We start from the raw sequence: 26,258 nt of genomic DNA, 5'->3' as shown, positions 1-26,258 counted from the left end.
TGGTCTCCTTACCGCACACTGCTTACAGGACGGGTGATATGGGCGAGCGCCTGGGTCAGCAGGCGGGCCCCTTCCGAGGTCATGATGGATTCGGGATGGAACTGGAAGCCCAGCACCCTGTCGTCCTGCTGCTCTATGGCCATGGGCATGCCCTGATAGTGGGCAATCACAGTCAGCTCTTCCGGTACATAGGTGGCCACCAGCGAGTGGTAGCGCGCCACCGGCAGCGGGCTTGGCAGACCGGCGAAGGCGCCATGGCCGTTGTGCTCGATGAGCGAACGCTTGCCGTGGACGATTTCACCCGCCGCGCCGACTGTGCCGCCGTAGGCTTCGCACAGGGCCTGATGGCCGAGGCAGATGCCGAGGATGGGCACCTGACCACGGGCCAGCTTGATCAGGTCAATCAGGCAACCCGCCTCGTGAGGCGCACCCGGCCCCGGCGAGAGCACCAGCACGGCATCCCCTTCGCAGGCGGCGATCTCGCTCATGATGCGGCTCGCCGGCAGGCTGTTGCGGTAGATCCGCACCGGATAACCGAGGGAGCGGAATTGATCCACCAGGTTGTAAGTGAAAGAGTCGAAATTATCGAGCAGGAAGATGTTAGTCATGGCTCACGTCCTTATGTTGCTCCTGCTGGGCGCTCAGGGCTTGCAGTGAGGTGCCATGGCTGGCGGCGATGGCGGCCAGCACGGCGGCCGCCTTGGCGCGGGTCTCGTCCGCTTCGGCCTGGGGTTTGGAGTCATAGACCACACCGGCGCCGGCCTGCACATGGGCCATCCCATCTTTGACAAACGCCGAGCGAATGACGATGCAGGTATCCATCTCGCCCGCACCGTTGATGTAGCCGACGGCGCCGCCGTAGCTGCCGCGGCGTTTGCCCTCCACCATGCGGATCAGCTCGCTGGCGCGGATCTTGGGGGCACCTGTGAGGGTGCCCATGTTCATGCAGGCCTGATAGGCGTGCAGGGCGTCCAGGTCAGAGCGCAAGGTGCCCACCACCTTGGAGACCAGGTGCATCACGTGGCTGTAGCGATCCACCTTGAGCAGCTCCTTGACGTAGCGGGTGCCGGGCTCGGAGATGCGGGCTATGTCGTTGCGGCCCAGATCCACCAGCATCAGGTGCTCGGCCACCTCTTTTTCATCCTGGCGCAGCTCCAGCTCGATGCGGCCATCCAGATCCCGGTTGATGCTGCCATCCGGGTTCAAGCCACGGCGACGGGTGCCGGCGATGGGGTACATCTCGACGTCGCGGCTGGCGGCGCAGAACTTGACCGCGCTCTCCGGCGAGGCGCCAAACAGGGTGAAGCCCTCATCCTGCACGTAGAACATGTAGGGGCTGGGGTTGGTCTGCTTGAGGCGGCGATAGGCGGCCAGCGGGTTCGGGCAGGGCAGGGAGAAGCAGCGGGACGGCACCACCTGGAAGATGTCGCCACGGCGGATGAAGCCCTTGAGCTTCTCCACCTCGGCGCAGAACTGCTTGTCGCCCTTGTCCACGCTCATGCCGCCGGTGAGGGGCTGGGTGGCCAGCTCGGCACTCAGGGTTTGTTGGCAAATCTGTTTGAAGTCGGTGAGCCGATCGCTCAGGCGGCTATATCTGTCTTCCACCTGGCTCTCATCGCTGTCGCCGCCAAAGATGCAGGCCAGCAACTGGGTTGAGCGCTCGATATGGTCGATGGTGATCAGGGTCTCGGCCACATAGAAGCAGTAGTCGGGGCAGTTGTTGTTCCCCTCCGGCACCTGCGGCAGATCCTCGAAGGAGGCGATCAGGTCATAGGCGAAGCTGCCTGCCATAAACAGCGCTTCTTTGCCCAGCTGGCACTGCAGCTCCTGTTGCAGGGTGCGCAGCACGTCCAGCACGCTGCTCCCCTTGAGGCGAGAGTCTTCATCCTGCTCCCGATCGGAGGCCGGGAAGTCGAGCTGCAGCTCGCCATCCACCAGGGTCTGGCTGATGACGGTGGGCAGATGCTCGGCCAGCAGGCTCTGCAACTGGGCGCCGTTGTCGTTGAGGGTGCGCACTCGCACAGTGCGGCCCCGGCATTCGATACGCAGGCAGGCATCGACCAGCAGCAGGCTCTGCTTGCCCGCCTTGGAGTCGATCTCCACCGATTCCAGCAGCAGGTTGTTGGGGCGACCCTGGCAGAGTCGGGTGTAGAGTGCCAGCGGGTCGGCCACATAGGGGGCGTTGAGCTTGAGGGTATCGAATTCACCCAGGGGCAAGCGAGTCGTATTGACGGTCATAGTGCGTTCCCTTGCGTGTGATGCTGTTTACCGATGTTCATGACGTTGAATTCCTTGGAAATTAAATTGGTTTAGGCGGTTTCAGTAGGGTCGCCATCGCCAGGTCAGTGTTCTTGTCTGAATTCTCGGTTTCATCACAGGTCCATTTGCCGGATAATAAAAAAGCCCGCTGGGGTCAGCGGGCTTTTTCTTTGGGTTCTTAATTTGCTGTCAGATTACAGATACAGCAACGACCACACGCCCGCATGTCAGGGAGTGTGCCACCACCAGATGGTCAGGATGGAAGTCGTTTGCATGATAGAGTCCTGTAAAATTTTGTTTGCAATGAAGTGCCTACAGAAAACGATAAAGCCGCGGCCAAGTCAAGTCGCTTTTTAGCCTTCTTTCACCGATGGTGACCTGATCATGAGAGCGGAATAACCTGATGAGATTCGATCTTCACTGTCATACCACTGCCTCCGACGGTGTGTTGAGCCCGGCCGAACTGGTGCGCCGCGCCGCCGAAAAACAGGTAGAAGTGTTAGCAGTCACTGACCACGACACCCTTGACGGGCTTGATGAGGTGCGCCGCACCATAGCATCCGAACAACTGCCGCTGCGGTTGGTGAGCGGGGTCGAGATCTCCACCGGCTGGGAGCATCACGAAATTCATATCGTGGCGCTGGGGGTGGATGAAAAAAATCCGCAGCTGGTGGCGTTTTTGGCAGGCCAACGGGCTCGCCGCGAGGCGCGCGCGCTGGAAATAGGGCGCCGTCTGGAGAAGTGCCTGATCCCCGGCACCTATGAAGAGGCCAAGGCGCTGGCCGGTGATGCCGCCGTGACCCGGGCCCACTTTGCCCGTGTGCTGGTGGCGCGCGGGGTGGCGGACAACATGCAGAAGGTATTCAAAAAGTACCTGAGCCGAGGCAACAAGGGTTATGCCCCGGCCGAGTGGCCCGAGATGAGCGAGGCCATTATTGCCATTCACGCCGCCGGTGGGTTGGCGGTACTGGCCCATCCCAGCCGTTACGATCTCACCGCCAAGTGGATCAAGCGGTTGCTGGTGGCCTTCAAGGCGGCCGGTGGTGATGCCATGGAGGTGTCACTGCCTCAGCAGAGCCCGCAGGAGCGGGCCAACCTGGGCCAGTGGGCGAAGGATCACGACCTCTATATTTCGGTGGGATCGGATTTTCACTTTCCGTCCAACTGGACCGAGCTGGGCCGCCACCTCTGGCTGCCCAAGGAAGGCATGCCGGTCTGGCTGGCCTATCCCGGCCACTTCGGGCTCACTACCGAGCAGCATGCCGCCCTGCTGGCCAGTCGCTAGCACGGGGTCGGCCGCCGGCCCTCTGCTGCATGGGAGGGCAAACCGGCGTCAAACAGGTTAAGGTAGCGTCATGGGTCTGGAACCCGTGACCATGAAGCGGGCACCGCGCGTGCCCCTATCGCGAGAAGAGCATATGAGTCAGCATTTTTACGTACATCCGGAAAATCCTCAGGCCCGTCTGATCGGTCAGGCGGTGCAGATCATCCAGAACGGTGGCGTCATCGCCTACCCGACCGATTCCGGCTATGCGCTCGGTTGCCAGATGGGTGACAAGGGCGCGCTGGAGCGCATCTGCCGTATCCGTCGCATCGATCCCACCCACGACTTCACCCTGGTGTGCCGGGATCTCTCCGAGATCTCCACCTATGCCAAGGTGGACAACACGGCGTTTCGCCTGGTCAAGGGCAACACGCCCGGGCCTTACACCTTCATCTTCAAGGCGACCAAGGAAGTGCCGCGCCGCCTGATGAACGAGAAGAAGAAGACCATCGGCATCCGGGTGCCCGCCAACAACATAGCGCTGGCCCTGCTGGAAGCCCTCGGTGAGCCGCTGCTCTCCACCACCCTGATCCTGCCGGGTTCGGAGATGGCGGAGTTTGACCCGGAAGAGATCTTCGACAAGCTGGGCAAGCAGCTGGATCTGGTGGTCAACGGTGGCTATCTGGGCGAGCAGCCCACCACTGTGGTGGATTTCTCCGATGACGAGCCCGTGCTGCGTCGTCGTGGTGCCGGAGACCCAACCCCGTTTGAGTGATGACCCTGTGCCCGTGATGGCCCCGCCTGCGTTGGGCGCAACCGGGGAGGGTGTCCCCCCCCAGGCCATCTCATCCCCCATAGCGCGGGTGCTGGGGCAGCCCTACCATGAGCTGCCTCAGGACTTGTTCATTCCGCCCGATGCGCTGGAAGTCTTCCTCGATACCTTCGAGGGGCCGCTCGATCTGCTGCTCTATCTCATCCGGCGCCAGCAGCTGGATATCCTGAACCTGCCGATCCTGCAGATCACCGCCCAGTACATGGAGTACGTGGAGCTGATGCAGGGGCTCAATCTGGAGCTGGCTGCGGAATATCTGCTGATGGCGGCCTGGCTGGCGGAGATCAAATCTCGCCTGCTGCTGCCCAAAGCCCCCGAGCTGGAGGATGAAGAGGAGGGGGAGGATCCCCGTGTCACCCTCATTCGCCGGTTGCAGGAATATGAGCGCTTCAAGGTGGGGGGCGAGCGTCTCAATGCCTTGCCACGGGTGGAGCGGGAGATCTTTATCGCCGCCGCCCTGCCGCCGGATTTTGGCTCTCTCAAGCCATTGACCCCCGATGTTTCGCTGGTTGAGCTCGCCCTTTACATGCAAAGTGTGGTAAAACGCGCGACTCATTTCGAACATCATCAGATCCGCCGCGAGCAGATCCCGACCCGGGTGCGCATGGCGGAGATCCTCGCCATGCTCTCGCTGGGCCGGACCTTGCGGCTGGAACAGGTGCTCAGAGCCGAAGAGGGGCGCATGGGGGTGCTGGTGACGTTTCTGGCCCTGCTGGAGCTGTGCAAGGAGTCCCTGATCTGGATCCTGCAGGCCGAGCCGCTGGGGCCGATCCACTTTGCCCTGGCGAGCCAAGATGAAAGCGGGGAGCGTGAACATGCACACTGAGTTGTTTTCTTTGTCCCGAGCCTGTTGCCCGCCTGCCGGGGTCTGTGTGCCTCTCCCGTTGGCCGGCCAGCCTGCAGCCATGAGCGGGGAGGGCAACCGTGGCGCTGCCCGCTGAACGGCTCAAGACGCTGGTCGAGGCCGCGATCTTCGTGGCCGGACGGCCATTAACCGTAAGTGAGCTGAAAAGCGGCGTGCTGGCGGATTACCCCGTCACCGGCCGCTATATTCAACTCTTGCTGGCAGAACTGCGGCAGGATTACAGCGAGCGGGGGGTGGAGCTCAAAGAGGTTGCCTCCGGCTGGCGCTTTCAGGCGCGTCAGGAGTATGCCGAGGAGCTCTCCAGGCTCTGGAGCGAGCGGGCACCCCGCTATTCCCGCGCCGTGATGGAGACGCTGACGCTGATTGCGTACCGGCAGCCCATCACCCGGGCCGAGATCGAAGCCATCCGCGGAGTGGCGGTGTCGAGCCAGATAGTGAATACCCTGAAAGAGCGTGGCTGGGTGCGCAGCGTCGGTCACAAGGAGGTGGTGGGTCGCCCCGAGCTGCTCGCCACCACCCGGGAGTTTCTGGATTATTTTAATCTGCAGAGCCTGGAGCAGCTCCCCGAGCTGGATCCTGAACTGCAACATCCCTTGCCCGGTTTGCCGGTCGAGGGAAGCTAGGCCCGGTTCAGGTCGCTGGCCTGTGCCGGCTGACCTGGCCTCTTGAACATCAGGGCGTGTCGGATGACCCATGCGGGATCCTGCACCGCCATCCCCTTGCCCGGCATGCCGGGCGAGGGCCGCGAGACCGGGTACACTGTGCTGGCATGTGCCGGCGGGCCCGATCTTTGAGCATTGAAGCGTGTCGGATTGCCCGTACTGGGTTCGACACAGTAATAACCGTTGCCCGTTATGCTGGCGGGCAGCGATCAACAATCAGGTAACCCCGATGAGTGAAAAACTGCAAAAAGTGTTGGCCCGCGCGGGTCACGGCTCCCGTCGTGAGATGGAGGCCCTGATCACCGCAGGTCGGGTCAGTGTGGATGGCAAGGTCGCCACACTGGGAGATCGCGTCGAAGTGAACGCCGTGATCCGTGTCGATGGCCATACGGTCAAGACCCGTGCCGAGGAAGAGATGATCTGCCGCGTGCTGGCGTATCACAAGCCCGAAGGGGAGATGTGTACCCGTCACGATCCGGAAGGTCGTCCCACCGTGTTCGATCGTCTGCCCAAGCTGGAGAGTGCCCGCTGGATCGCGGTAGGCCGTCTCGACGTCAACACCTCCGGCTTGCTGCTGTTCACCACAGACGGTGAGCTGGCCAATCGCCTGATGCACCCGAGCCACGAAGTGGAGCGTGAATACGCGGTGCGTGTGTTCGGCGAGATCACCGAAGCCATGCTGCAACGCCTGCGCAAGGGTGTGCAGCTGGAAGATGGCATGGCCAAGTTCAACAAGATCAAACCGGCCGGCGGTGAAGGCCTGAACCAGTGGTTCAACGTCACCCTGACCGAGGGCCGCAACCGTGAAGTGCGCCGCCTGTGGGAATCCCAGGAAGTGCAGGTTAGCCGCCTGATGCGGGTGCGCTACGGCGACGTCACCCTGGATCGCGGCATCCCCCGTGGTGGCTGGCAGGAGCTGAAACTGCCGGAAGTGAACTACCTGCGCGGTCTGGTCAACATGCCGCCGGAGACCGAATCCAAGGTCGATCTGCAGCAGGATGGCAAGAGCACCCGTCACAAGCAGGCCGCCCAGATCCGTCGCGCCGTCAAGCGTCACAAGGACATGCAGGGCATGGAGCCGCGCGCCCGCAGCACCACGGCCCGCCGCAAGCCGACCTCCTCTACCCGCAACTCGGGTACCGGCAGCAAGTAAGCGGAGACAGCGTTAATAACTGACACTGAGTGCAAGTAATAACAGGGCCCACACCACCAGTGCGGGCTTTTTATTATGTCACTCCGTCCTGAAGATGATTTTCCTCTTCCTCTAGTAGTGTTTCAACCTTTGCAGCTTGAATCGCCCCTACTTTCCTAGACACCTCAAGAGCCTCAAACTGAGGTCATTCAGGAGGTGTTATGAGCAAGCAGCAACGTTACACGGAAGAATTCAAACTGGCCGCTGTCAAGCAAGTGACTGAGCGCCATTACTCAGTGGCAGAGGTCGCTGAGCGGCTTGGTGTTTCCAGCCACAGTCTTTACGCCTGGATCAAACGCTACAGCCAGCCCGAAATACAGCAACAGCATGACTCCAGCCAGCAAGCCGAAATTCGGCGCCTCAAGGCTGAACTGCGCCGCGTCACCAATGAGCGAGATATCTTAACAAAGGCCGCCGCGTACTTTGCCAAGCGGTCAGGGTAAGGTACGCCTTCATCCGGGAACACGAGTCCACACATCCCATCCGTAGACTGTGTCGGATGATGAATGTCCACCCAAGCGGTTATTACGCCTGGCAGCACCAGCCTTTATCTGCCCGAGCCCTGGAAGACCAACACCTCCTGGGCCAGATCAAGCAATGTTGGCTAGAAAGCGGGGGCGTCTATGGTTATCGCAAGATCCGGGATGACCTGCGAGAGATGAGCGAGACCTGTGGGAAACACCGGGTGGCGCGATTAATGCGTCATGAAGGTTTACGTTCACAAACCGGTTATCGTCGCCGTCCCGGTTATTATGGTGGCCGGGCAACAGTGGTTGCACCGAACCATCTTGAACGCCAGTTCGATGTGACGGAGCCAAATAAGATCTGGGTAACGGACATCACTTATATCCGAACCCATGAAAGCTGGCTCTATCTGGCAGCGGTATTGGATTTGTTCTCACGAGAAGTCATTGGTTAGTCAATGGGGGCCACGGATCGACCGAGAGCTGGCCATCAGCGCGTTACTGATGGCGGTGTGGCGACGACGACCCGAGCAGGAAGTGCTGGTTTATTCCGACCAAGGGAGCCAGTTTAGCAGCTATGACTGGCAGGATTTTTTGCGGGAGCACCGGCTCAAGGCCAGCATGAGCAGACGCGGCAATTGTCATGATAACGCGGTGGCGGAGAGTTTCTTCCAGCTCCTCAAACGTGAGCGGATCCGACGTAGAACCTATGCGGATCGCGAGGAAGCCCGACAGGATGTGTTCGATTACATTGAAATATTTTACAACCCCAAGCGTCGGCACAGTTTCAACAATGGGCTATCGCCAGTAGAGTGTGAAAAGCAATATTTCGAACGGCTCAAAAGTGTCTAGAGAAGCCGGGGCGATTCAGTCCGGGATGATTAGATCATTACATCCAGTGACTCCAGATAACACGGTAGTGGTACCGTTTTGTTATCCGGTTTGAAGCCGAATGACCACTCCCTTTGTGGGCAACTGTCAGGTGAATATCATCTCCAGACAGAAGAACTAAAGCGTTCACATCCCGTGCAGCCGCTCGTTTTCCACCACCTCGACGCCACTCTCCTGCTGGCCGAGCACTATCATGGCATGGGCCACCTGGCTGGCCTCGATGGCGCGCCAGCGGCGCAACTTGCCAACCAGCAGGGGGCGCAGCAGCGGATAGACAGCCTGGAAGCACTGCTCCGACAGGCGCGGTGGCTGGCGATTGCCGAGCAGCATGGCGGGGCGCACTATGGCGAGCCTTGGCCAGGCTTGTGCCAGCAATGCCTGCTCCATCTGCCCCTTGGTGCGCGGATAGAGAGCCGGCGAGCCTGGATTGGCCCCCAGACTCGAGACGACGATCAGACGTTGGCAGCCGTGGCGGCGGGCGAGTGCCGCGAAGGCCAGCACATAGTCGTGATCGACCCGGCGAAACGCCTCGTCGGACCCCGCCTGCTTGCGGGTGGTGCCGAGGCAGCAGAAGGCGATGTCGATGGGGCCGGGCAGCGAAACCTCGTCGAGGCGTTCGAAGTCGGCCGGCAGCCAGTGATGTTGGGGCCGGGGATCACCTGCCTTGCGACAGAGCAGGGTCAGTGAGTGGGCGGGGTCGAGCTGACGGAGCAGCTCCCGGCCGATCAGCCCGCTGGCCCCGGCGATCAGGATCTGGCTCATGCGGGCCTCCCAAGTTCAACGAGGGCCGCCAAGGTCTTGCCAGCGAGCCGTCCGTGGGTATGGGGATTCTTGGGCTGGTGCATGGAGGCTTCCTCGCTAAGATGGGATGGCGGTGGCCAAATAAAACAAAACCGGCGCGGGGCCGGTTTTGTGAATGCGATCAGAGCGGGGTGTGGAAGGCCGCTGGCAGCGGGAAGTCGCCGGTGACCGTGGCCAATCTGTCGTTGGCAAAGGTCAGGGTGAGCTCCTTGCGCTCCTTCTCGCCGCGACCCGGCTGGAATTCATAGAGGTAATACCAGGTGTTCGGGTCAAAACCATCGCGCAGCATGGCGGAACCCAGCACGAACTCGACCTGTTCGCGGGTCATGCCCTGGCGCAGTTTGTCGACCTGTTTTTGTTCCACATAGTTGCCCTGGGGAATATCGATGCGATAGACCAGGCTGCAACCGGACAGGGTGAGGGCGGTCAGGGCCGCGGCAATCAGGTGTTTCATCCGCATATCGAGTTCAGATCATCCATTCAAGTCTTTTACGCTGGCCGAATCATACCTACTCCCTTGGCGGAAGTAAAAGCCATGGAAAAAATAGCCAGAGGGCGCTTGGCCCTCTGGCCGATGGGATCACTCCTCTATGGTTGGGATGGGGCGGACCAGCCGCAGCATGACGCTGGATATTCCTATTCCGCCAACGTTGAAGGTTTCCCCGCTGCCGGCAAAGTTCAGAAAGTCGTATCCTTCCCCCCCCGAGCTGTCTGAACCAAAGGCGATGTTGGTCAGTGCCCAAAGTTGTTGTTCAGCTGCGCGACATGCAGTTTTGACATCATCGGGAGCCTCGATCCACTGCTCGGTTACCTCATCCCACTTGGGCGCAGCGTCAGCACACAGGGTCTCTTTGTCTGCCGCTATCTGTGATTGGAGGGATGTCGAAGGGTAACCTTGTGCCGCATAAATGGCCGGCTGGCACTGGTTGTTGTAGAGGGTAAACAGTTCCTTGATATCGGGGGCCCGCCAGGGGTGTGCGGGGATACCAAGCCGGTCGTTGGCCTGTTTGATAACGCCCATCAAGGGATTGTCTTCAACGTTGGCGCGGGTTGAAATAAACGCTGGTGTGCCTTCGCAGCCAGTGCCATCGGCACTGGCGTGCTGACCATAGGGACAATAGAGCCACTGCAGACCTGTGGATCTGTCATTGACCACGTTCAGCTTGCCCTCGGCCGTGTCGATCTGTTCGCTGACGAAGCGGCTGTTGTCGTCCTGATAGCCAGGCAGACATTCGCGTGCCTGGCTGGTGAACGGCAACAGGGTGGTGACCAACAATAGGGGGGTGAAATAGCGGTGCATCTTATTCTCCTGTGACCTTGAAGCCATCGCTGACCAGCATGACGTAATGGGGTTGATACTGGCGGGCGATACTGCCTCTGAGGTCAGAGCTGGGTCGTACCTTGTAGGCATCCGGCCCGCCATCATCCTTGTTCCAGGTACCGACCGGGCGGCTCACCGGCATGACATCTGCCGTCCAGAAGCCGTAGAAGATGCCTTCCAGCTCATTCCACTTGCCGTAGGTGTATGCCAGGCCGGAATAGAGCGGGAAATAGCGGGTGTCGAGCGCTATGGGGTTCTCTTTGGTCAGGGTCATGATGCCGTAGAACTCCTGCTGGCTGGGGGCGCGCCAGTTGCCAAGACCACATAGCTTGCTTCGATTGACCAGCGTGGTCTGGCGTTTCAGGTTGCAACGGCTTCTGTCGCTGACCAGGGTGCCACTTTGCGGGTCATAGCAACTGCCGTTGAAGGCGTTGTCGCTCTGGATATCGTCATAGGCAAACAGGCTCTTGTCATCGTGCAGGGAGGACTCCCCATCCTTGTGCTGCACCTTGGTTTCCCACACCAGTCCGCTCAAGGCGTCGGCCACGCAGGCGAAGGGCAACTGCTTGTAGGAGAGATCCTGACGAGGCAGAGGTTGGCCCTGGCTGTCCAGCTTGATGTAGCGAGCGCCAAGTACCCCATCCTGATTGCTGTTGACTGCCTGACCGCTCAGGGGGTCGCAGCGGTTGTCGAGATCCCGCCCCCGCTTGCCGTCATCGTCTCCCATGCTGTGGGTGATGCGGGTATCGGCCACATGCAGCTGGCCCGCCCGATAGTGCAGCGGGGCGCTGATAGTACCGCCTTCGCCCATCACCCTTATCTGGTAGTCCTGGTAGCGAGCAAGCCCGCTCAGGGTAACGCGAGTCTGCTGGCTGCTAGCTTGCTGCTCGGCGTGTTCAATATGCTCGAACGAGGTGCGTCCCCAGCCAATCCGGTACTGACTCGCCCCCTCCTGGGGTTGCCAGCCGAGGGTGACCCAGTGGCTGCCATCCTGATCACTGCCTTGGCCCAGAATGGCCTGCCCGATCACCTGATCCGACAGCACCTCGCGCTGACAGACCGCAGAGATGGGGCTGTTGGGGTAGGGGGTGATCCAGCTGCCCGGAGTGCTGGTTCCGGGATAGAGAGGGGCGTCGCTCTCCGAGTTGCGGATCAGGCCGGCCGCCGCCTTGATGATGTGGGAGATGTTCTTGTCGCTCTGGCTGTTGAGCAGTGGCCCAAGCCCGCTGTTGTCGGCGAGGGCGGTCTCCAGTTTGAACAGGTCTGGTATCTGGTTGTCACGGGAGACGGTGGAATACTCATTGGCCATGTTGATCTCCAGCCAGCTCAGCAGTTGCTGGCGAAAATCTGTGCCTTCGATCAAGTTGACGGGCTGTTGCCAGAGCTCCCCCTCGGCTTGCAGGGCGACCATGGCCGCCAGCAGCTCGACCTGGTGCCTCGGCAGCGCCTTGAGTTTTTGATCCAGCTCCGCCAAGGTCCAGGCTTGCCAGCCCAGGAATGAGCCCATACCGGCACTGAGGGTGGTTTTGAGCAGCAAGGCTTGTTGAGCCGTACTGGTATAACCCACCTGCAGGCGCGGGAATTCGCCGGCGGTGAGGATGCCGTCCCGGTTGCTGTCCTGTTTGACCAGCTCGCACAGGGAGCCCAGGACGGATCGCAACTCCACCTCGCTCTGCCCATCCTGCACCACCAGGGTGAGGGTGTCCTGCATCAGGTCGTCGCTGGTGTCGCTCTTGCCTGGCTGGCAAGTGGCGAAGCTGTTGTTGAGATCCGGCAAGGTGAGGGTGAGGCTGTACCGGTTGCCTTGCTTGACGGCGAGTCCGTCCAGCATTCGGCCATCCTGGGCCCGGATGGGGAGTCGCAGTGGCCGGATGGGGCGTTCCGGTTTGAAGTAGTACTGGTTAAGGCCATCGTGATTGGGCTTGGCGCCGATCTCCATCGTGATCGTCGGCTCGGCAAGGCGTGAGGGGAATACCCCCTGCAGGGTCAGCTGCCGGTGGGGATGGAAGGTGGTGAGCAACTGATAGGCCGGGGAGCGGGTATCCAGAGTCGCCATGGCCTTGCTGGCTGCGACCAGTTTGGTCTCGGTATCGACAGGCAGTGCCGTCCCCTGCTGGGCGGCATAGTGCAACAGCCCTTCTTGCAGTGTGCTGCCCGGCAGTGACTGCTGGCGGGCGATCACATGCCCGGCCAGCCTGGTGAGCTCGCTGGCAGGCAGTGGGATATCACCATCCAGCACGAGCTGCAGCAGTGCGGTCAGTTCGCGAGCGAAGCCGTGATTGAGTTGTGGATCGCTGACCAGCAGGGCAGTGACATCCTGCTTTCCCTCCCGTTTTTGCAGTGCCGTGGTGAGGCTCTGGTATGCCAGCAGCATGGGGGAAAGGTGCAGATGGGGTACCTCCTGCTCGGTGATGATGCCATCCCCATTCTGATCCTGTCTGAGCAGTTGTTCCAGCGAGGGCAGTTGGCTGCTGAGGATGGAGGCACTCTGCTGGCGGTGGCTGGCGGTCAGGCTCAGTGGTTTATCCTGCGGCCACTGACTCAGCTTGAGCTTTAAATCAAAGCTGCCGTCGGCCCGGATATTGGCAGGCGTACAGACCTTGTCGGCGCAGAGCTGAATGGCGAATTCGGCCCCCTGCTGGTGGCTGACGGACAGCGTGCCCGCCAGATCCAGGCTGGTGGGTTGATGGGGCTGGTCTGGCTCCTTGCCCGGTTGATCCGGCGATGTGGGCGGGGTCACAGTACCTGCGTTACCTGCGTTACCTGCGTTACCTGCGTTACCTGCGTTACCTGCGTTGCCGCTACCGCTCCCCGAATTTGTGTTGTTATGGTTGGTCCCGGTGTCCTTATCGGGTGTCGAGGTGGCGGGGTCCGTGGTGGTGGGCTGCGTGGTCTGACTGCCGCCGTTATTGCCGTTGGCATTGTTGTTGCCGTTATTTCCTTCCTGACCCGGGGTGCCCAGCTCGGCCTTGCATGCCAGCAAGGCCAGGCAGCAGAGGGCCAGGGACAGTGATCGCGTTGTCCTGAACAAGATCGACTCCATTATTGTGATTTATATTGTTAATCAGGCAAGTTAGCCGTTTATTACTATTTTCATTAATAAAGCAGACTTATTTGCTGTTTTATTTATCAAAAAGACAAATTCACTCTGCGAATTATTTCTAAGGATGATAATGATATTGATTCTCGTTTAAGATCTCAATATGATGTTTCCGCTGTTTAATTTCAGGCATAAAAAACAGGGACACTAAAAATGGACATGCGAGTTTGGGATTACCTTGGGGATTATCTGAAGGATGACACCGGCGCCACGGCGATCGAGTACGGCATTCTGGCGGCCGGGCTGGCGGCCGGGATCCTGGCCATTTTCGGGTCGGACGGGATCTTTATCACGGCCCTGAAGGAGAAGTTCACCACCATAGTGGCCGGGTTGAACATGGATGCCGCCGGCAAGTGATGGCGCCCGGGCAATGGCTGGCCATCCTGATGGCGTGCTGGTGCCTGGTCAGCGACCTGTTTGAACGGCGGATCCCGAACCTAGCGGTGCTGGTACTGGCACTCTGGGCACTTTGGTTGCTGCCGTTCAATCTGCTCTCGCTGAGCCTGGCTCTGCTGACCTTGCTGCTGGGACTGTTTGCCTATCACAGGGGCTGGTGCGGGGCCGGCGACAGCAAGTTGCTGGCGGTCTGCCTGTATGGCGCGTCTGAACGCTGGCCCGAGCTGTTGCTCTGGATGGCGCTCTCGGGCGGCGTACTCAGCCTGGTTTGTCTGGCCTATGCCCGTTTACGGCCATTTCCCGGCCCCGTCACTGTGCCTTATGGATTCGCCATCCTGTGGGCGGCGAGTCTGACCACTCCTCTATTTATGTAGTCACACCCAATGAAGAAACTCTTCTCTCTTATCGCTGCACTGCTGGTGCTGGCGGCGATGCTGGCTGCCTTCTGGCCGGTTGAACCGGCGCCGCAGACGGCTGTGCCACCGGGCGAACAGGCGCCGGAGCCAGCCGCCTCGGCCCGCCTCGCCCAAGTGCTGGTGGCGGCTCACCGGGTACAAGCCGGCGCCTTTATTCATCCCGAGGATCTGGTCTGGCAAACCCTGCCTGCCGCCGAGGAGATGAACCTGCCCGGGCTCTTCCTGTTCGGATTTACCGATACCAAGGCGCTCAAGGGTAGTCTGGTCACCCGCACGCTGGAGGCGGGCCAGATCGTCTCGGCCGATGATCTGGTGCGCCCCGAGCAGAGCCATTATCTCTCCTCCATGATGGCCCCCGGCATGCGGGCCGTGACCCTGGCGCTGGGACGGGAGGCGGCCAGTCATGGCCTGATCCGGCCCGGCAACCGGGTGGATGTGATCCTCACCAGCAAGCATACCCACCAGCGCAATGCGCAGGGGGCCGAGGTGACCAGCAAGCAGTCGGCAGAGATCATCCTGACCGACATCAAGCTGCTGGCCATCGATGCCCAGGTCACCGATATCGCAGCACTCAACGGCACAGTGGCGGCGCAGGACAACTTCGATCAGGTCGCCGTGACCTTCGAGCTGGCACCGAGCGCGGCGGCCCGGCTGTTGCTGGCTCATCGGCTCGGGGAGCTGGCCCTGGTGCTGCGCTCGGCCCAGGCCGCCCCGACGGGCAATGAGGCCGTGACCCTGCCAGCAGGGAGCCTGATATGGGCCGAACAGGTGGCCCGTGGCCAGAACCCGAGGGCCCTGCCGGGTCACGGCGTCCGGATCAGCTATGGCGACGGCAACGACCGTAACCGCCAACCTTAATCAACTCAGAAAGGACACGATGTTGCGAACACTCGCCATGGTGCTCGCCCTGCTGCCGTTATGGGCAGTGGCGGCCGAGAGCCTGACTCTCACCCCAGAGCAGTCCACCCTGCTCAATTTCGATGAACCCGTGCTGGATGCCTTCGTCGCCAACTCCGAGTTGGTTCGGGTACACAGCCCCTCCGATCAGCAATTGCTGATCTATGGCCGCAAGGTTGGCCGCACCGATCTGGTGGTGACGGCCCTGGATGGTCGCACCCTGGGTCACTACCGGGTACAGGTGGTGGCGGATCTCGCCCCCCTCAAGCAGTTGGCCAGGCAGCATTTTCCCCAAAGTCGACTCAGCTTCAGCGAGTCTGGCGGCGCCATAGTGGTGGCGGGGGAGGTGACCAGTCCGCTGCAGGCCCACGAGATCCTGACCATGGTGGAGGGGTTCGCCAAGGGTATCCAGCCACAGGGGAGTGCCTTGGGCACGACAGCCCCCGCCCAGCCTCAGACTGGCAGCCAGGATGAGGGGGCCGCGGTCGCCGGTGGCGGCAGCGGGCAATATGCTCACGTCATCAACCAGTTGCGTCTGGCGGGATCGGATCAGATCAACATATCGGTACGCATCGTCGAGATGCAGCGTACTACCAGCGAACAGCTGGGATTGCGCTGGAGTGCTATGGGGGAGTATCTGCAACTGGGGGTCTCGCCGGGCAACCGCTTCCCCAAACCTGCCGAACGGGGCAGTTGGAGCGGCAAGAAGGATGTGGTCTACATCAACGCCATCATAGATGCGCTGGTGGAGAACAGTCTGGTCAATGTGCTGGCCGAGCCGAACCTGACCGCAAAATCCGGTGAAGCCGCCACCTTCATGTCCGGCGGCGAGTTCCCCTTTCCGGTAGGCAATGGGGACAACGGCCCGGAGATCGAGTTCAAGAAGTTCGGCATCTCGCTGGAGCTGACTCCCACCTTGCTCGACAACAACCGCATCAGCCTGACGGTGTCACCCGAGGTGTCGACCCTGAGCCGGGAGAACAGCGTCTCCATCGCCGGGGTGGTGGTGCCTGGTATAGAAACCCGTCGTACCACCACCACCATAGAGCTGGCGGATGGGCAGAGTTTCGCCCTGGCCGGTCTGGTGCGCACCCATCGCAATCAGAGCAGTGAGGCCCTGCCTTTCCTTGGCGAGATCCCCGGGCTGGCCCCCTTCTTTGGCAGCAACGGCTTCAAGAACCAGGAGAGCGAGCTGGTGATCATCGCCACCGCCCGACTGGTGCAGCCCACCAGCGATCCCCTCTCCCTGTCGACACCGCTGGATCACTATCGGGCGCCGAGCCGGTTCGAGCGGCTGTTCTTCACCGACATGGGCTCAACCGAGCGACCGGGCGCACAAGCGACCCGCCTGTTCGGCAACTACGGCTACAGCTACTGAGGGAAGTGACCATGTTAAAAGAGACACTGCTGCTGGCCCTGGCGTTACCGCTGCTGGCCTGTACCACTCAACCCCCCGCCGCCCCGCTCACGGATCGGCTGCAGTTCCGGGTTGCCCCGTCGCAACTGCAACAACGGCTTCAATGGCAGCTGGCCCCGCTGGCCAGCAGGCTGGAATCCGGCTCCCTGCACCTGCGGATCACCGGCCCGCAACCCGGGAGCCATGAGCCGACAGCGGAGGCACTGCGTCAGCAGCTGGCCCTGTGGCTGGCGCTGGAGACCCGCCTCACCTTCATTCCGGCGACCCGGCAAGAGTATGAGGTCGAGCTTGACGCCACCCTGCAACCCGACACCTGCCGCTATGCCAGGGGGGTATCCCCGCCATCCCCCAGCGCCTGCCTGGTGCTGCGCAACCAGTACCGCGCCCAGAGCCATGTCGAGCACTGGGCCCGCGGCGCCGGCTATGACGGCAGCGGCAGTGCCCTCGATGCCGGCGCCGTGCAGCGCCTCTACCAGGGCAAGGCCAAATCGGCCAAGAAACAGCAGACGACGGGGGAGTAGTGAATGAGTGAACAAGTCAAACAGCTGGTGGCCGTCACCCGCCAGCCTGCTCTGAGTGCCGGGGTCGACCTGGTACTGGCCCGGCTGGCCGATGTCGAAACCCGGCAAGTCCCGGGCTCCCTGGTCGAGGCCAGGGCCCACTGCCTGACGCAAGGGGCCCCCGATATTCTGCTGGTGGAGGTGGAGAACCCGCAGACGCTGGCGGCCGATCTGGCCGCCCTCGCCGAGTGTTGTCCACCTCAGATGCGGCTGGTACTGCTGGGGGATCGGGGGGATGTGACCCTGTTTCGCTGGCTGATTTCGGTGGGGGTGGATGATTACTATCCGGCACCGCTGGATCCCGATGCCCTGCGCACCGGCCTGTTGCGTCTGCTGGGGGTTCCCCTTGCCACCTCGTTGCGCAAGGGGCGGGTGATCTGCGTGGTGGGTGCCGCCGGCGGGGTGGGCACCAGCACTGTGGCCGCCAACCTGGCCATGGCGTTGGCCGACCGGCATCACCGCCAGGTTGCGCTGCTGGATCTCAATCTTCACCACAGTCGCCACCCCATACTGCTGGGCAGCGACTATGCCCCTCCCGGCGAGCAGTGGTGGCAGGCGACCGGGCGGCTCGACGGTACCCTGCTGGCGCATACCGCCCATCAGCTTGGTCCCAGACTCTTTCTTTTCTATGACGAGGGGCAGGAGCTGGTGCTCGGTGCCGAACAGCTGGTAGCGGCGGTCAACGTGATGGCGGAGCACTACAGCACCCTCATCATAGATGTGCCGGATCTGCGCAGTCATGCGCTGCAGGCCTTGTTGCAGCAGGCTGACGTGGCGATCTGGCTGCATGATTTCAGTCTGGGGGCGCTGCGGCTGCTGGGGCAATTTCCGCAAGGCGGGCCGGCCCAGCGCCGCCTGCTGGTGGGCAACCACTGTCGTGGCAAGGAGGGACGGGTACCGGCGCAGGCGCTTGAGCGCGTCTGTGGTCAGCCCCACGCCGCCGTGCTGCCCTACGATCACGGCGCCTTCGTGCGCGCCGAGCGAGCCGGGCAGCCGTTGATCCAGCAAAAGAGCAAGTTGGCTCGCGCCTTCACGTCATTGGCCGCCGAACTGGTGGGGGCTCAGGTCGCGGGACGAGCCCGGGGCGGGAGGCGCTGATGTTTGGACAAGCCAATAGCCGACAGCCGTCGGTGTCAGGGGCACTGCTCACCCTGTCTGATGCCGCGCGGGAGGCTTTCTACGAGCTGGTCGAACCCTCGGTGGCGGCGACCTTGCCGCGCGCCGCGCTGCTGGAGCGGGTGGCCAGTGCCCTCGCGCAGCTCTCGGCCCGTCGCATGCTGCCCTATAACCGCCAGGAGCTGACTCAGCTCGCCCGCCAGCTGGTGGACGAGATGGTGGGGGTGGGGCCGCTGCAACCCCTGCTCGATGATCCCGAGGTATCGGACATCCTGGTCAATGGCCCTGACAAGGTCTATGTGGAGCGGCACGGCAAGCTGACCCTGTCGGGCGTGCGTTTTCGTGACCGCCAGCATGTGTTCAACGTGGCGCAGCGGATCGTCAATGCGGTGGGGCGGCGGGTGGATGAGTCCACCCCCATGGTGGATGCCCGGCTGGCCGATGGCAGCCGGGTCAACGTGATTTCGCCTCCCATCGCTCTGTGCGGCACCACCATCTCCATTCGCAAATTTCCCAGCGCCCGTCTGACCCTGGCCCATCTGGTGGAGAAGGGGGCCCTGTCCGATGCCATGGCCCGTTTTCTGGAGCTGGCGGCGCGCAGCCGCTTCAACGTGCTCATCTCGGGGGGGACGGGCTCGGGCAAGACCACCTTGCTCAACGCCCTGAGCAAGCACATCAACGATGACGAGCGGATCATCACCATAGAGGATGCCGCCGAGCTCTCCCTCGATCAGCCTCACTGGGTGCCGCTGGAGACCCGCAACGAGAGTGCCGAGGGCAAGGGGGAGGTGAGCGTTCGCGCCCTGGTGCGCAACGCCCTGCGGATGCGGCCGGACCGGATCATCCTGGGGGAGGTGCGCGGTGCCGAGGCGTTTGACATGTTGCAGGCGATGAACACTGGCCATGACGGCTCACTCTGCACCCTGCACGCCAACACCCCTGAAGATGCGCTGCTGCGTCTGACCAACATGTTGCAGATGGGGGCTGAGCGGCTCTCCGAGCAGATCATCCAGGCCCAGATCGCCAGCGCGGTGGATCTGGTGGTGCAACTGGAACGGATGCGCGACGGTCAGCGTCGCATCACCGCCATCAGCGAGATCGCCGAACTGGCAGAAGGACAAATCCGGATGCGGCCGCTGTTTCGCTTCGTGCTGGAGTCCGAGCTCAACAGCAAGCTGCAGGGGCGCTTCAGCGTCCACCCTCTCTCGGCCGCAGTAGAAGAGAAAGCCCGTCAGGCCGGCTTGCTGAGCGAGCTGCAATCCTGCATGGCGGGCGACGGGGAGCCAGTCTCATGAATACGCTCATTCTGGTGTGCCTCTGCTGGGGGCTGGCCTGTCTGCTGCTCTGGCAATGGCAGAGCCGATGCGATGCCTGGCAGCAGCAGTGTCAACGTTATGGCCATCAACCCGCGCAACAGAAGAGGGCAAGGCCACGGCCCCACTGGTATCAGCAGATGGTGACCATGGTGGGCCAGGAGCAGCTGACCCGCTGGACCTGGCAGGGCCCGGCGGGGGCGGCGTTGGCCTGCGTCTTGCTGGCGGCCAATGGCATGCCGTTCTGGCTGGCGGTGTTGTTGGCGGCTGGGGGGGCTCTGACCCTGGGGCTGGTGCTCTATCAGCAGCTGCAACAGCGGGCGCTGGAGCGGTTTCGAACCCGATTGCCCGAGGTGATCGACGGCATGATACGGGCACTGCGGGTGGGGGCGCCGCTGGCGGATATCTTCCTGCTGGTGGCCCGCCAGCAGCGCGGTTTGATGTCTCGGCTGTTTGCCCAGATGCACGACGAGTTGCAGGTCGGCCAGCCGGTGGCGCAGGTGATGCAGCAGGCGGCTGGCCGGGTCGCGGTGGCCGAGTTCCAGTTTCTGACCATAGTGCTCAGCCTGCAGCAGGAGACAGGTGGTCGCCTCTCCGAGGTGCTGGCGCAACTGGTGGAGACACTGCGTGCCCGCCAGACCCTGGCGGCCAGCATCCAGACCATCACGGCCGAGAGCCGCAATGCCGCCAAGGTGCTGGCAGCGCTCCCCGTCATCATACTGCTGGTGCTGTTCACCACAGGGCGGGAGCACTTCACCTATCTGATGACCACGACCAGCGGCCAGTGGGTGCTGGGCTATGTCTCCATCAGCGTGGCGGTCGGGCTCTGGCTCATCCGTCGCCTCACGCGTCTGCAGGGGTAGCCCATGACGGTCATGCAACTTTTTGGATTGGCGCTGAGCTGTTTCGCGCTGGCCGCGTTTGCCGGCTGGCATGGTTACCGGCAGCAGCAGCAGTGGTTGGCCCAGAGCCGTCGCTATGGCCCGCCTCGTCAAGGCAGGGACGTGGCGCGGGACTGGCTGGCCTGGTGCGGTCGTGGTTATCCGGTCGGTGCCCGGGAGCAGGCCCGCTTGCAGCAGCTGCTGGCGCAGGCGGGGATCTTCTCCCGCCATGGCTTTGACCGGCTCAGGGCGGCCAAGCTGTTGGGCGGGCTGGGAGGGGCACTGGCGACCTTGCTGTGGCGCCTGCTGGCGGCGCCTGCCGACGGCTTCACCCTGATGTGGGTGCTGGTGGCCTATGTGGTGGGGGCCGGAGTGCCCGAGCGCTGGCTGCAATGGCGCGCCCGCAAGGTGAAGGCGGCGCAGCAGAAGGTGGTGCCCGATGCCATCGATCTGCTGGTGATCAGCGTCGAGGCGGGGCTGGCCCTCGATCGGGCCCTGCTGCGGGTCGGTCACTATCTGGGGGCGCTGGAGCCGGGCCTGGCCCGCCAGTTTCTGCGCACCCATGCGGAGATCCAGATGCGCGGCGATCAGGCAGGTTGCCTGGCACGACTCGCCTGGCGCACCGGCCTGCCCGAACTGGATCGTCTCGCCAATACCCTGCAGATGGCCCAGCAATACGGTTCGCCGCTGGCCGAGACCATGCGCACCATCAGCCAGGAGGCGCGCCAGATGCGTCGGCTGGCGCTGGAGGAGCAGGCAGGCTCCTTGCCGGGCAAGATCACTCTCATCCAGATGGCACTCATCATGCTGCCCATGCTGGTGCTGATCATCGCTCCCACCCTCAACTTGTTGATCAACAGCCTGCGCTGAGCGGGCCACAGGACTTGAAATGCGATCACGACTTCATCACCTGCTGCTGCTGGCCCTGCTCGGGCTGGCAGGTTGCAGCAATCACGGCGATACCCGGCAGCAAAGCCAGAGCAATGGCATGGCGGTAGCCAAGGCGGCGTTCGATTCTGCCCAGTATGACAAGGCGGAGCGGCTCTATCAGGCCTTGCTGGTGGACGATGCCAGCCTGGACGAGGCGCAGCTGATGCTGGCCCGCACCCGCTATCAGCAAGACAAGAAACAGGCGGCGCGCGATGGCTTGCAGCAGTTGCTGGACAAGGGCGGCAAGCAGGGGGCTCAGGCCGCCCACTATCTTGGCAAGTTTCTGCTGGATGATGGCCTGACCGCCGAGGCTGCGCGGGTCTATCAGCAGGGGCTGGCACTGGCCGGGCTTGATCTGGACGAACGGGCGCGGCTCAGCAACGGTCTGGGGGTGGCCAGCTTGCAGCAGGGGGCGTTTGGCAAGGGGCGCAAGCAGTTTGAGGCGGCGGTGGCGGCGGCTCCCGACGAGCCCGACTATCGGGCCAACCTGGCACTGGGCTGGCTGATGGAGGGCAACAAGGTGGCGGCCCGGCAGGCATTCGAGCCCTTGCTGCACTACCAGAGCCTGCCACCGCGGGTGGAGATGAACTATGTCTTGCTGCTGTTGGCCGAGGGCAATGAGCCCCAGGCTCGCCTCATATTGTCGCGCTTTCTCAGCGCCAGTCAGCTGGAGCACGACATCAGGCTGCTCAAGGCGCAGCTGGGGCGGGGGCAAGGGGCGTGAGAGGCCAGCGCGGGGTGGCCAGCATGGAGCTGGTGATCATATTGCCGCTGCTGCTGGCACTGCTGTTGCTGGTGGTGGATGTGCTGCGGGTGCATCTGCAATACAGCACCCTGGAGCATGGCTTGCGATCCGTGCTGCGTGAGCTGCAGGCCGAATCGGCAGCGGGGCGGATCCCCTCGGCCGACGGGATCCGACTTCGCTTGCAGCAACGGGGGCGAGGGGAGCTGGACGCCGTGACTGTGAGCGTCAACCACCATGTGTCGCTGGAGGCCATGCTGGGCCAGGAGGAGGGCAGCCCGGATCCCGCCAGCGAAACCCGCTTGCCTGCGGATCCCGTGCTGGAGGTGACGGCCAGGATCCGTCCCCGTCTACAGCTCACCCCGCGCTGGCTGATTGACGAGCGCGAACTCAGCTATCGGAGCACCCTGCTGCTGCTCACCGACCGGCTACCGGCCGGAGGTGCAGGATGAGCCGCTGTTCCCGGCGGCTGTCATCTCCCGGCCCGGGCACCATGGGCGGCAGCATCAGCATGGAGGCGATGTGTTTCATTCCCGTGCTGCTGGCCCTGCTGAGCTTTGGCAATGAAGCACTGCAACTGCTGCGCCTGGAGCAACGTCTGCACAATGTGGCCTACAACGTGACCCAGATAGTCACCCAGCAGGGCACGGGGCAAAATGCCGCCGCCGTGGCACAGCTGACCTTCTATCAGCGCTTCGTGCAGGGCCAGTTGTCTGCGCTGCAAGGAGGGCAGGCGGCACTGACCATAGAGCAATACAACAGCGCCAATGGCGAGCTTGTGCCCCTGTTGCAGGGCACTGGCTGCGCCGGGCAGGGCAGCTGGCCGCCACTGCGGGTCGGCACCCTGATGCGGGTCACTCTCTGTTATCGCCTCGGGCAAGGGGAAGGTGGCATGTTCAGCCGGTTCTGGGTGGGTCGTACCCTGACCACCCACTTTATTCAGGAGATCCATTGAATGGGAATGCCCTTGCGCCAGGGGGGCGGGCTCTCCCCCGCCTTCGCCCTGATGTTGACTGGCGTGCTGGCGCTGACCGGCGTGGTCATCGAGCTGGTGCGAGGCTACAGCGGCCAGAGCCTGCTCAGCGCGGCCGCCGATGCGGTGCTTTACTCGGCCGCCGACAGCGACAGTGCGGCGGAAGATGCCGCCGCGCTGGTTCAGGCCAATCTGGCGGGGCGTCATTTGCAGGTGGGCCCCCCCAGTCTGAGCCAGAACGAGCAGGAGGCTCAGGTCATCTTGCAGGGAGAGGTGCCGGCGCTGATGGCGCTCTCAGCCATCGGCAAAAGCGGCGATCTGCCGGTAGCGGCGGCAGCCCGTGCCAGCAGTGCCCGTACCCGCATAGAAATTGCCCTGGTGCTGGATGTGTCCAACTCCATGTCAGGGGCACCTATGAAGGCGATCAAGCAGGGGCTGGCGGAGTTTGGCGAGGTGCTGTTTGGCCGCGAGCGGCGCAATCAGGACAGAGTGGTCAGCATCATTCCCGCCACCGGCCTGGTCAATATCGGGGATCACCCCGAACTGTTTCATCCAGAGAGTCTGACATTCCCCTTCGGATTGCAGACGCTGGCCCATGAGCGAGGCTGGAGCAATTTGCTGACTCGAGAGGTGCCGGGACGCCAGCGCAAGGCATTCTGCGCTCGCCTGCCGGAGCATGTGGACGGCATCGATCGGCTGGCCGAACTTACCCCGGGCTGGATCCGCAAGCTGGAACTGGCACCGCGTGGTGAGGCGCAGCCCCGCCTGCACTACAGCACCAAGCCGCCAGCCATCCAGCAGTATGAGGATGGTACTCCCCTGCGGGCATATGCCCCGCGGGAGAACCCCCTGGAGCGTTATCTGGAGAACCGGCGTGACAAGCTCGGCATCTTCGATGATCCGGATTGCGGGGTGAGCCCCATTCAGGCGCACCTGTCGACCCGGGCCGCGTATCGTCAGGCACTCGATACCCTCCATGCCGCCTTCAACACCAATACGGCAGAGGGGGTGATGTGGGGCTGGCGGCTGCTCTCGCCACAGTGGCAGGGGCGCTGGCAGCAGGGGGCAGCCGAACTGCCGCGCCCTTACGGGCAAGCGGATAACCGCAAGATCCTGGTGCTGTTCTCGGATGGGGAGCACATGGGGCCCGAAGCGGCGCTGCGGGATCGCAAACAACTGCTGCTGTGTCGGGAGATGAAGCGCAAGGGGATCCAGGTCTATACGGTGGCATTCGAGGGGGATGCCCGTTTCGTGGCGCAGTGTGCCAGCGAACGCTCGCTGGCCTACAAGGCCACCAGCGGCAATATCAGGACAGTGCTGACCCGGCTGGCCAGCGCCATCAACGATGTGGTGCTGACAAAATAGTGCCATATGGTGCAAAAAAGAGGGGCCAAGTTTGGCCCCTCATCTCATCTGTCGAGCATCCGGTTTACATGGCGGCGCGGAAGATGGCGACTATCTCTTCGTGGCTCGCCTGTTTCGGGTTGGTGAAGCCGCAGGCATCTTTCAGGGCGTTGCTGGCCAGGATGTCGAAGTCATCGGCCTTGACGCCGAGCTGCTCCAGACCGGCCGGGATCTTCACGTCCAGCGCTAGCTGCTTGATGGCTGCAATTGCCGCAGCAGCGCCCTGTTCGTCGTTCATGGCGGTCACGTCGACACCCATATGGCGGGCCACCTCTTTCAGGCGAGCGGCGCTTACCTGAGCGTTGTATGCCTGAACGTGGGGCAGCAGCACGGCGTTGCAGACCCCGTGGGGCAGGTCGTAGAAGCCGCCCAGCTGGTGCGCCATGGCATGCACATAACCCAGGCTTGCGTTGTTGAAGGCCATGCCTGCCAGGAACTGGGCGTAGGCCATCTGCTCGCGGGCGTGCAGGTCATCGCCCTGATTGACGGCTGTACGCAGGTGCCTGGCGATGAGCTGGATTGCCATGATGGCGCTGGCATCGGTCACCGGGGTGGCGATGGTGGAGACATAGGCCTCGATGGCGTGGGTCAGGGCATCCATGCCGGTGGCGGCGGTGAGGCCGGCCGGCTTGGCCAGCATCAGCTCGGGATCGTTGACCGACATCAGCGGGGTGACGTGCTTGTCTATGATGGCCATCTTCACCTGGCGGGCCTCGTCTGTGATGATGCAAAAACGTGTCATCTCGGAGGCGGTGCCGGCTGTGGTGTTGATGGCGATGAGCGGCAACTGCGGCTTGGCGGAGCGATCCACCCCTTCGTAATCCTGGATGCTGCCGCCGTTGGCGGCCACCAGGGCTATGCCCTTGGCGCAGTCGTGGGGCGAGCCGCCCCCCAGCGAGATGACGCAGTCGCAGCCGTTGGCCTTGATCATCCCCAGACCTGCTTCGACGTTGGTCATGGTGGGGTTGGGCCTGGTTTCATCGAAAACCACGCTTTCAATGCCATGTTCTGCCAAGAGGGTGGTGAGCCTGGCGACCACGCCGATCTGGCCCAGGATCTTGTCGGTGACGATCAGCGCCTTGCGATAGCCATAACCCTTGATATCGGCTGCCGCTTCTTGCAGGCAGCCAGCTCCCATCAGGTTGATTGCGGGAATGTAGAACTTGAATGTCGCCATGATGGACTCCGTTTTATTAGCCATTAAGTGGTATACGGGCGCCAACATAGCATCGTCAGTGGGGATGAAAAGGGGTCAAGGGTATCCTGTTTGCAACTTTATGGACTCGATCACGTACCGATAAACCGGGGCGTGACAGGGATTGACAAGGCCGGAGACCACTCCTTTGGCAGAAAAACGTTTTTCAAGAAATTCATCAAGTTAGCAAACGTTTTGCACGGGATTTGTCACTGTCAATGCGTGGAAGTGTGAGGAGCTTCAAGGAATTGGAAAGCGCTTTCGACCATAGTTGGCGCCTCCCCAGAGAGGGGGGTAAAGGCTTGAAAGTATCATAAAGAATCATCTTAACTTGCGCCCTGACCATGCTGGCAGGGGGCAACCAGGA

25 protein-coding genes and 1 pseudogene are annotated in these 26,258 nt (G+C 62.4%); 19 read left to right on the top strand and 7 right to left on the bottom strand.

Going from position 1 to position 26,258, the window contains the following annotated elements; genetic code table 11:
* Nucleotides 1–8: 8 nt before the first annotated feature.
* Together AACQ95_RS08765 and AACQ95_RS08760 are read right to left on the bottom strand one after the other, a co-directional pair.
* Nucleotides 9–608: an aminodeoxychorismate/anthranilate synthase component II gene (locus tag AACQ95_RS08765; protein WP_005319135.1), complete on the bottom strand. Its 600-nt coding sequence runs from the start codon at nucleotides 606–608 to the stop codon at nucleotides 9–11.
* Nucleotides 601–2,238 carry an anthranilate synthase component 1 gene (locus AACQ95_RS08760; protein ID WP_241278350.1) on the bottom strand — a complete coding sequence of 546 codons (1,638 nt, stop codon included), beginning with the start codon at nucleotides 2,236–2,238 and terminating at the stop codon, nucleotides 601–603. Before AACQ95_RS08760 ends, AACQ95_RS08765 begins: the two co-directional genes overlap by 8 nt.
* A gap of 424 nt (nucleotides 2,239–2,662) precedes the next feature.
* On the opposite strand from AACQ95_RS08760, the gene rnm reads away from it, so the two are divergent.
* The 6 genes and pseudogenes from rnm (at nucleotide 2,663) to AACQ95_RS08730 (ending at nucleotide 8,390) form a co-directional block, all read left to right on the top strand.
* The gene (gene rnm, locus AACQ95_RS08755; protein ID WP_043134224.1) at nucleotides 2,663–3,544 is read left to right on the top strand and encodes an RNase RNM; all 882 of its coding nucleotides are present in this window, start codon (nucleotides 2,663–2,665) and stop codon (nucleotides 3,542–3,544) included.
* 133 nt (nucleotides 3,545–3,677) lie between these two features.
* Nucleotides 3,678–4,298, top strand: coding sequence for an L-threonylcarbamoyladenylate synthase (locus tag AACQ95_RS08750; RefSeq protein ID WP_043134223.1), 621 nt, complete (start codon nucleotides 3,678–3,680; stop codon nucleotides 4,296–4,298).
* Nucleotides 4,299–4,314: 16 nt separating this feature from the next.
* Nucleotides 4,315–5,181 (top strand): segregation and condensation protein A, encoded by an 867-nt coding sequence (locus AACQ95_RS08745; protein ID WP_043134220.1) that lies wholly within the window; start codon nucleotides 4,315–4,317, stop codon nucleotides 5,179–5,181.
* Between the two features lie 98 nt (nucleotides 5,182–5,279).
* A complete protein-coding gene (scpB, locus tag AACQ95_RS08740; protein ID WP_241278349.1) occupies nucleotides 5,280–5,843 on the top strand; it encodes an SMC-Scp complex subunit ScpB in 564 nt (187 codons plus the stop codon).
* 268 nt (nucleotides 5,844–6,111) lie between these two features.
* Complete coding sequence (gene rluB, locus AACQ95_RS08735) at nucleotides 6,112–7,035, top strand: 23S rRNA pseudouridine(2605) synthase RluB (RefSeq protein ID WP_043134216.1); 924 nt, start codon at nucleotides 6,112–6,114, stop codon at nucleotides 7,033–7,035.
* Between the two features lie 200 nt (nucleotides 7,036–7,235).
* Nucleotides 7,236–8,390, top strand: a pseudogene (locus tag AACQ95_RS08730) (IS3 family transposase).
* 165 nt (nucleotides 8,391–8,555) lie between these two features.
* Here the strand turns inward: AACQ95_RS08730 and AACQ95_RS08725 are convergent.
* The 4 genes from AACQ95_RS08725 to AACQ95_RS08710 form a co-directional block, all read right to left on the bottom strand.
* Nucleotides 8,556–9,191 carry an NAD(P)H-binding protein gene (locus AACQ95_RS08725; protein ID WP_241278348.1) on the bottom strand — a complete coding sequence of 212 codons (636 nt, stop codon included), beginning with the start codon at nucleotides 9,189–9,191 and terminating at the stop codon, nucleotides 8,556–8,558.
* Between the two features lie 160 nt (nucleotides 9,192–9,351).
* Nucleotides 9,352–9,690, bottom strand: coding sequence for an outer membrane protein assembly factor BamE (locus AACQ95_RS08720; RefSeq protein WP_011705347.1), 339 nt, complete (start codon nucleotides 9,688–9,690; stop codon nucleotides 9,352–9,354).
* A gap of 120 nt (nucleotides 9,691–9,810) precedes the next feature.
* Nucleotides 9,811–10,530 carry a DUF1566 domain-containing protein gene (locus AACQ95_RS08715; protein ID WP_241278347.1) on the bottom strand — a complete coding sequence of 240 codons (720 nt, stop codon included), beginning with the start codon at nucleotides 10,528–10,530 and terminating at the stop codon, nucleotides 9,811–9,813.
* 1 nt (nucleotide 10,531) lies between these two features.
* On the bottom strand, nucleotides 10,532–13,582 hold the full coding sequence (locus AACQ95_RS08710) for a fibronectin type III domain-containing protein (protein WP_241278346.1): 3,051 nt from the start codon (nucleotides 13,580–13,582) through the stop codon (nucleotides 10,532–10,534).
* A gap of 222 nt (nucleotides 13,583–13,804) precedes the next feature.
* On the opposite strand from AACQ95_RS08710, the gene AACQ95_RS08705 reads away from it, so the two are divergent.
* From AACQ95_RS08705 to flpL, 13 genes are read left to right on the top strand one after another with little or no spacing between them, the layout of a single operon-like run.
* Nucleotides 13,805–14,008, top strand: coding sequence for a Flp family type IVb pilin (locus tag AACQ95_RS08705; RefSeq protein ID WP_011705350.1), 204 nt, complete (start codon nucleotides 13,805–13,807; stop codon nucleotides 14,006–14,008).
* Nucleotides 14,008–14,421, top strand: coding sequence for a prepilin peptidase (locus AACQ95_RS08700; RefSeq protein ID WP_016350147.1), 414 nt, complete (start codon nucleotides 14,008–14,010; stop codon nucleotides 14,419–14,421). The genes AACQ95_RS08705 and AACQ95_RS08700 overlap by 1 nt, the downstream gene beginning before the upstream one ends.
* Before the next feature lie 9 nt (nucleotides 14,422–14,430).
* Nucleotides 14,431–15,321 (top strand): Flp pilus assembly protein CpaB, encoded by an 891-nt coding sequence (gene cpaB / locus AACQ95_RS08695; protein WP_241278345.1) that lies wholly within the window; start codon nucleotides 14,431–14,433, stop codon nucleotides 15,319–15,321.
* A gap of 19 nt (nucleotides 15,322–15,340) precedes the next feature.
* Nucleotides 15,341–16,738 carry a type 4 pilus assembly secretin FlpC gene (gene flpC, locus AACQ95_RS08690; RefSeq protein ID WP_241278344.1) on the top strand — a complete coding sequence of 466 codons (1,398 nt, stop codon included), beginning with the start codon at nucleotides 15,341–15,343 and terminating at the stop codon, nucleotides 16,736–16,738.
* A gap of 11 nt (nucleotides 16,739–16,749) precedes the next feature.
* Complete coding sequence (gene flpD, locus AACQ95_RS08685) at nucleotides 16,750–17,298, top strand: Flp fimbrial biogenesis protein FlpD (RefSeq protein ID WP_241278343.1); 549 nt, start codon at nucleotides 16,750–16,752, stop codon at nucleotides 17,296–17,298.
* A gap of 3 nt (nucleotides 17,299–17,301) precedes the next feature.
* The gene (locus tag AACQ95_RS08680) at nucleotides 17,302–18,435 is read left to right on the top strand and encodes an AAA family ATPase (RefSeq protein WP_241278342.1); all 1,134 of its coding nucleotides are present in this window, start codon (nucleotides 17,302–17,304) and stop codon (nucleotides 18,433–18,435) included.
* Nucleotides 18,435–19,748 (top strand): CpaF family protein, encoded by a 1,314-nt coding sequence (locus tag AACQ95_RS08675; protein ID WP_241278341.1) that lies wholly within the window; start codon nucleotides 18,435–18,437, stop codon nucleotides 19,746–19,748. Before AACQ95_RS08680 ends, AACQ95_RS08675 begins: the two co-directional genes overlap by 1 nt.
* A complete protein-coding gene (gene flpG, locus AACQ95_RS08670) occupies nucleotides 19,745–20,629 on the top strand; it encodes a Flp fimbrial biogenesis protein FlpG (RefSeq protein ID WP_241278340.1) in 885 nt (294 codons plus the stop codon). The genes AACQ95_RS08675 and flpG overlap by 4 nt, the downstream gene beginning before the upstream one ends.
* 3 nt (nucleotides 20,630–20,632) lie before the next feature.
* Nucleotides 20,633–21,517 carry a Flp fimbrial biogenesis protein FlpH gene (flpH, locus tag AACQ95_RS08665; RefSeq protein ID WP_241278339.1) on the top strand — a complete coding sequence of 295 codons (885 nt, stop codon included), beginning with the start codon at nucleotides 20,633–20,635 and terminating at the stop codon, nucleotides 21,515–21,517.
* Nucleotides 21,518–21,536: 19 nt separating this feature from the next.
* Nucleotides 21,537–22,301, top strand: coding sequence for a Flp fimbrial biogenesis protein FlpI (gene flpI / locus AACQ95_RS08660; protein WP_241278338.1), 765 nt, complete (start codon nucleotides 21,537–21,539; stop codon nucleotides 22,299–22,301).
* A complete protein-coding gene (flpJ, locus tag AACQ95_RS08655) occupies nucleotides 22,298–22,771 on the top strand; it encodes a Flp fimbrial biogenesis protein FlpJ (RefSeq protein ID WP_241278337.1) in 474 nt (157 codons plus the stop codon). Before flpI ends, flpJ begins: the two co-directional genes overlap by 4 nt.
* Entirely contained in the window at nucleotides 22,768–23,274 is a 507-nt protein-coding gene (gene flpK, locus AACQ95_RS08650; protein WP_241278336.1) for a type 4 pilus assembly pseudopilin FlpK, read from the top strand. The genes flpJ and flpK overlap by 4 nt, the downstream gene beginning before the upstream one ends.
* Entirely contained in the window at nucleotides 23,275–24,657 is a 1,383-nt protein-coding gene (gene flpL, locus AACQ95_RS08645) for a Flp fimbrial protein FlpL (protein WP_241278335.1), read from the top strand. It begins immediately after the preceding gene.
* A gap of 64 nt (nucleotides 24,658–24,721) precedes the next feature.
* On the opposite strand, the gene yiaY is transcribed toward flpL, so the two are convergent.
* A complete protein-coding gene (yiaY, locus tag AACQ95_RS08640) occupies nucleotides 24,722–25,873 on the bottom strand; it encodes an L-threonine dehydrogenase (protein WP_241278334.1) in 1,152 nt (383 codons plus the stop codon).
* Nucleotides 25,874–26,258 lie beyond the last annotated feature (385 nt).

Source organism: Aeromonas sp. MR19, from assembly GCF_963899305.1.
GTDB lineage: Bacteria > Pseudomonadota > Gammaproteobacteria > Enterobacterales > Aeromonadaceae > Aeromonas > Aeromonas bestiarum.
The sequence above is the reverse complement of the archived record's forward strand: the minus strand, read 5'-3'. Positions and strand labels throughout refer to the sequence as shown.

Bases quoted from the DNA above. Each gene is read 5' to 3' on its own strand.
- AACQ95_RS08765 (WP_005319135.1), bottom strand. From the start codon at position 608: ATGACTAACATCTTCCTGCTCGATAATTTCGACTCTTTCACTTACAAC.
- AACQ95_RS08760 (WP_241278350.1), bottom strand. From the start codon at position 2,238: ATGACCGTCAATACGACTCGCTTGCCCCTGGGTGAATTCGATACCCTC.
- rnm (WP_043134224.1), top strand. From the start codon at position 2,663: ATGAGATTCGATCTTCACTGTCATACCACTGCCTCCGACGGTGTGTTG.
- AACQ95_RS08750 (WP_043134223.1), top strand. From the start codon at position 3,678: ATGAGTCAGCATTTTTACGTACATCCGGAAAATCCTCAGGCCCGTCTG.
- AACQ95_RS08745 (WP_043134220.1), top strand. From the start codon at position 4,315: ATGGCCCCGCCTGCGTTGGGCGCAACCGGGGAGGGTGTCCCCCCCCAG.
- rluB (WP_043134216.1), top strand. From the start codon at position 6,112: ATGAGTGAAAAACTGCAAAAAGTGTTGGCCCGCGCGGGTCACGGCTCC.
- AACQ95_RS08725 (WP_241278348.1), bottom strand. From the start codon at position 9,191: ATGAGCCAGATCCTGATCGCCGGGGCCAGCGGGCTGATCGGCCGGGAG.
- AACQ95_RS08720 (WP_011705347.1), bottom strand. From the start codon at position 9,690: ATGCGGATGAAACACCTGATTGCCGCGGCCCTGACCGCCCTCACCCTG.
- AACQ95_RS08715 (WP_241278347.1), bottom strand. From the start codon at position 10,530: ATGCACCGCTATTTCACCCCCCTATTGTTGGTCACCACCCTGTTGCCG.
- AACQ95_RS08705 (WP_011705350.1), top strand. From the start codon at position 13,805: ATGGACATGCGAGTTTGGGATTACCTTGGGGATTATCTGAAGGATGAC.
- AACQ95_RS08700 (WP_016350147.1), top strand. From the start codon at position 14,008: ATGGCGCCCGGGCAATGGCTGGCCATCCTGATGGCGTGCTGGTGCCTG.
- cpaB (WP_241278345.1), top strand. From the start codon at position 14,431: ATGAAGAAACTCTTCTCTCTTATCGCTGCACTGCTGGTGCTGGCGGCG.
- flpC (WP_241278344.1), top strand. From the start codon at position 15,341: ATGTTGCGAACACTCGCCATGGTGCTCGCCCTGCTGCCGTTATGGGCA.
- flpD (WP_241278343.1), top strand. From the start codon at position 16,750: ATGTTAAAAGAGACACTGCTGCTGGCCCTGGCGTTACCGCTGCTGGCC.
- AACQ95_RS08680 (WP_241278342.1), top strand. From the start codon at position 17,302: ATGAGTGAACAAGTCAAACAGCTGGTGGCCGTCACCCGCCAGCCTGCT.
- AACQ95_RS08675 (WP_241278341.1), top strand. From the start codon at position 18,435: ATGTTTGGACAAGCCAATAGCCGACAGCCGTCGGTGTCAGGGGCACTG.
- flpG (WP_241278340.1), top strand. From the start codon at position 19,745: ATGAATACGCTCATTCTGGTGTGCCTCTGCTGGGGGCTGGCCTGTCTG.
- flpH (WP_241278339.1), top strand. From the start codon at position 20,633: ATGACGGTCATGCAACTTTTTGGATTGGCGCTGAGCTGTTTCGCGCTG.
- flpI (WP_241278338.1), top strand. From the start codon at position 21,537: ATGCGATCACGACTTCATCACCTGCTGCTGCTGGCCCTGCTCGGGCTG.
- flpK (WP_241278336.1), top strand. From the start codon at position 22,768: ATGAGCCGCTGTTCCCGGCGGCTGTCATCTCCCGGCCCGGGCACCATG.
- flpL (WP_241278335.1), top strand. From the start codon at position 23,275: ATGGGAATGCCCTTGCGCCAGGGGGGCGGGCTCTCCCCCGCCTTCGCC.
- yiaY (WP_241278334.1), bottom strand. From the start codon at position 25,873: ATGGCGACATTCAAGTTCTACATTCCCGCAATCAACCTGATGGGAGCT.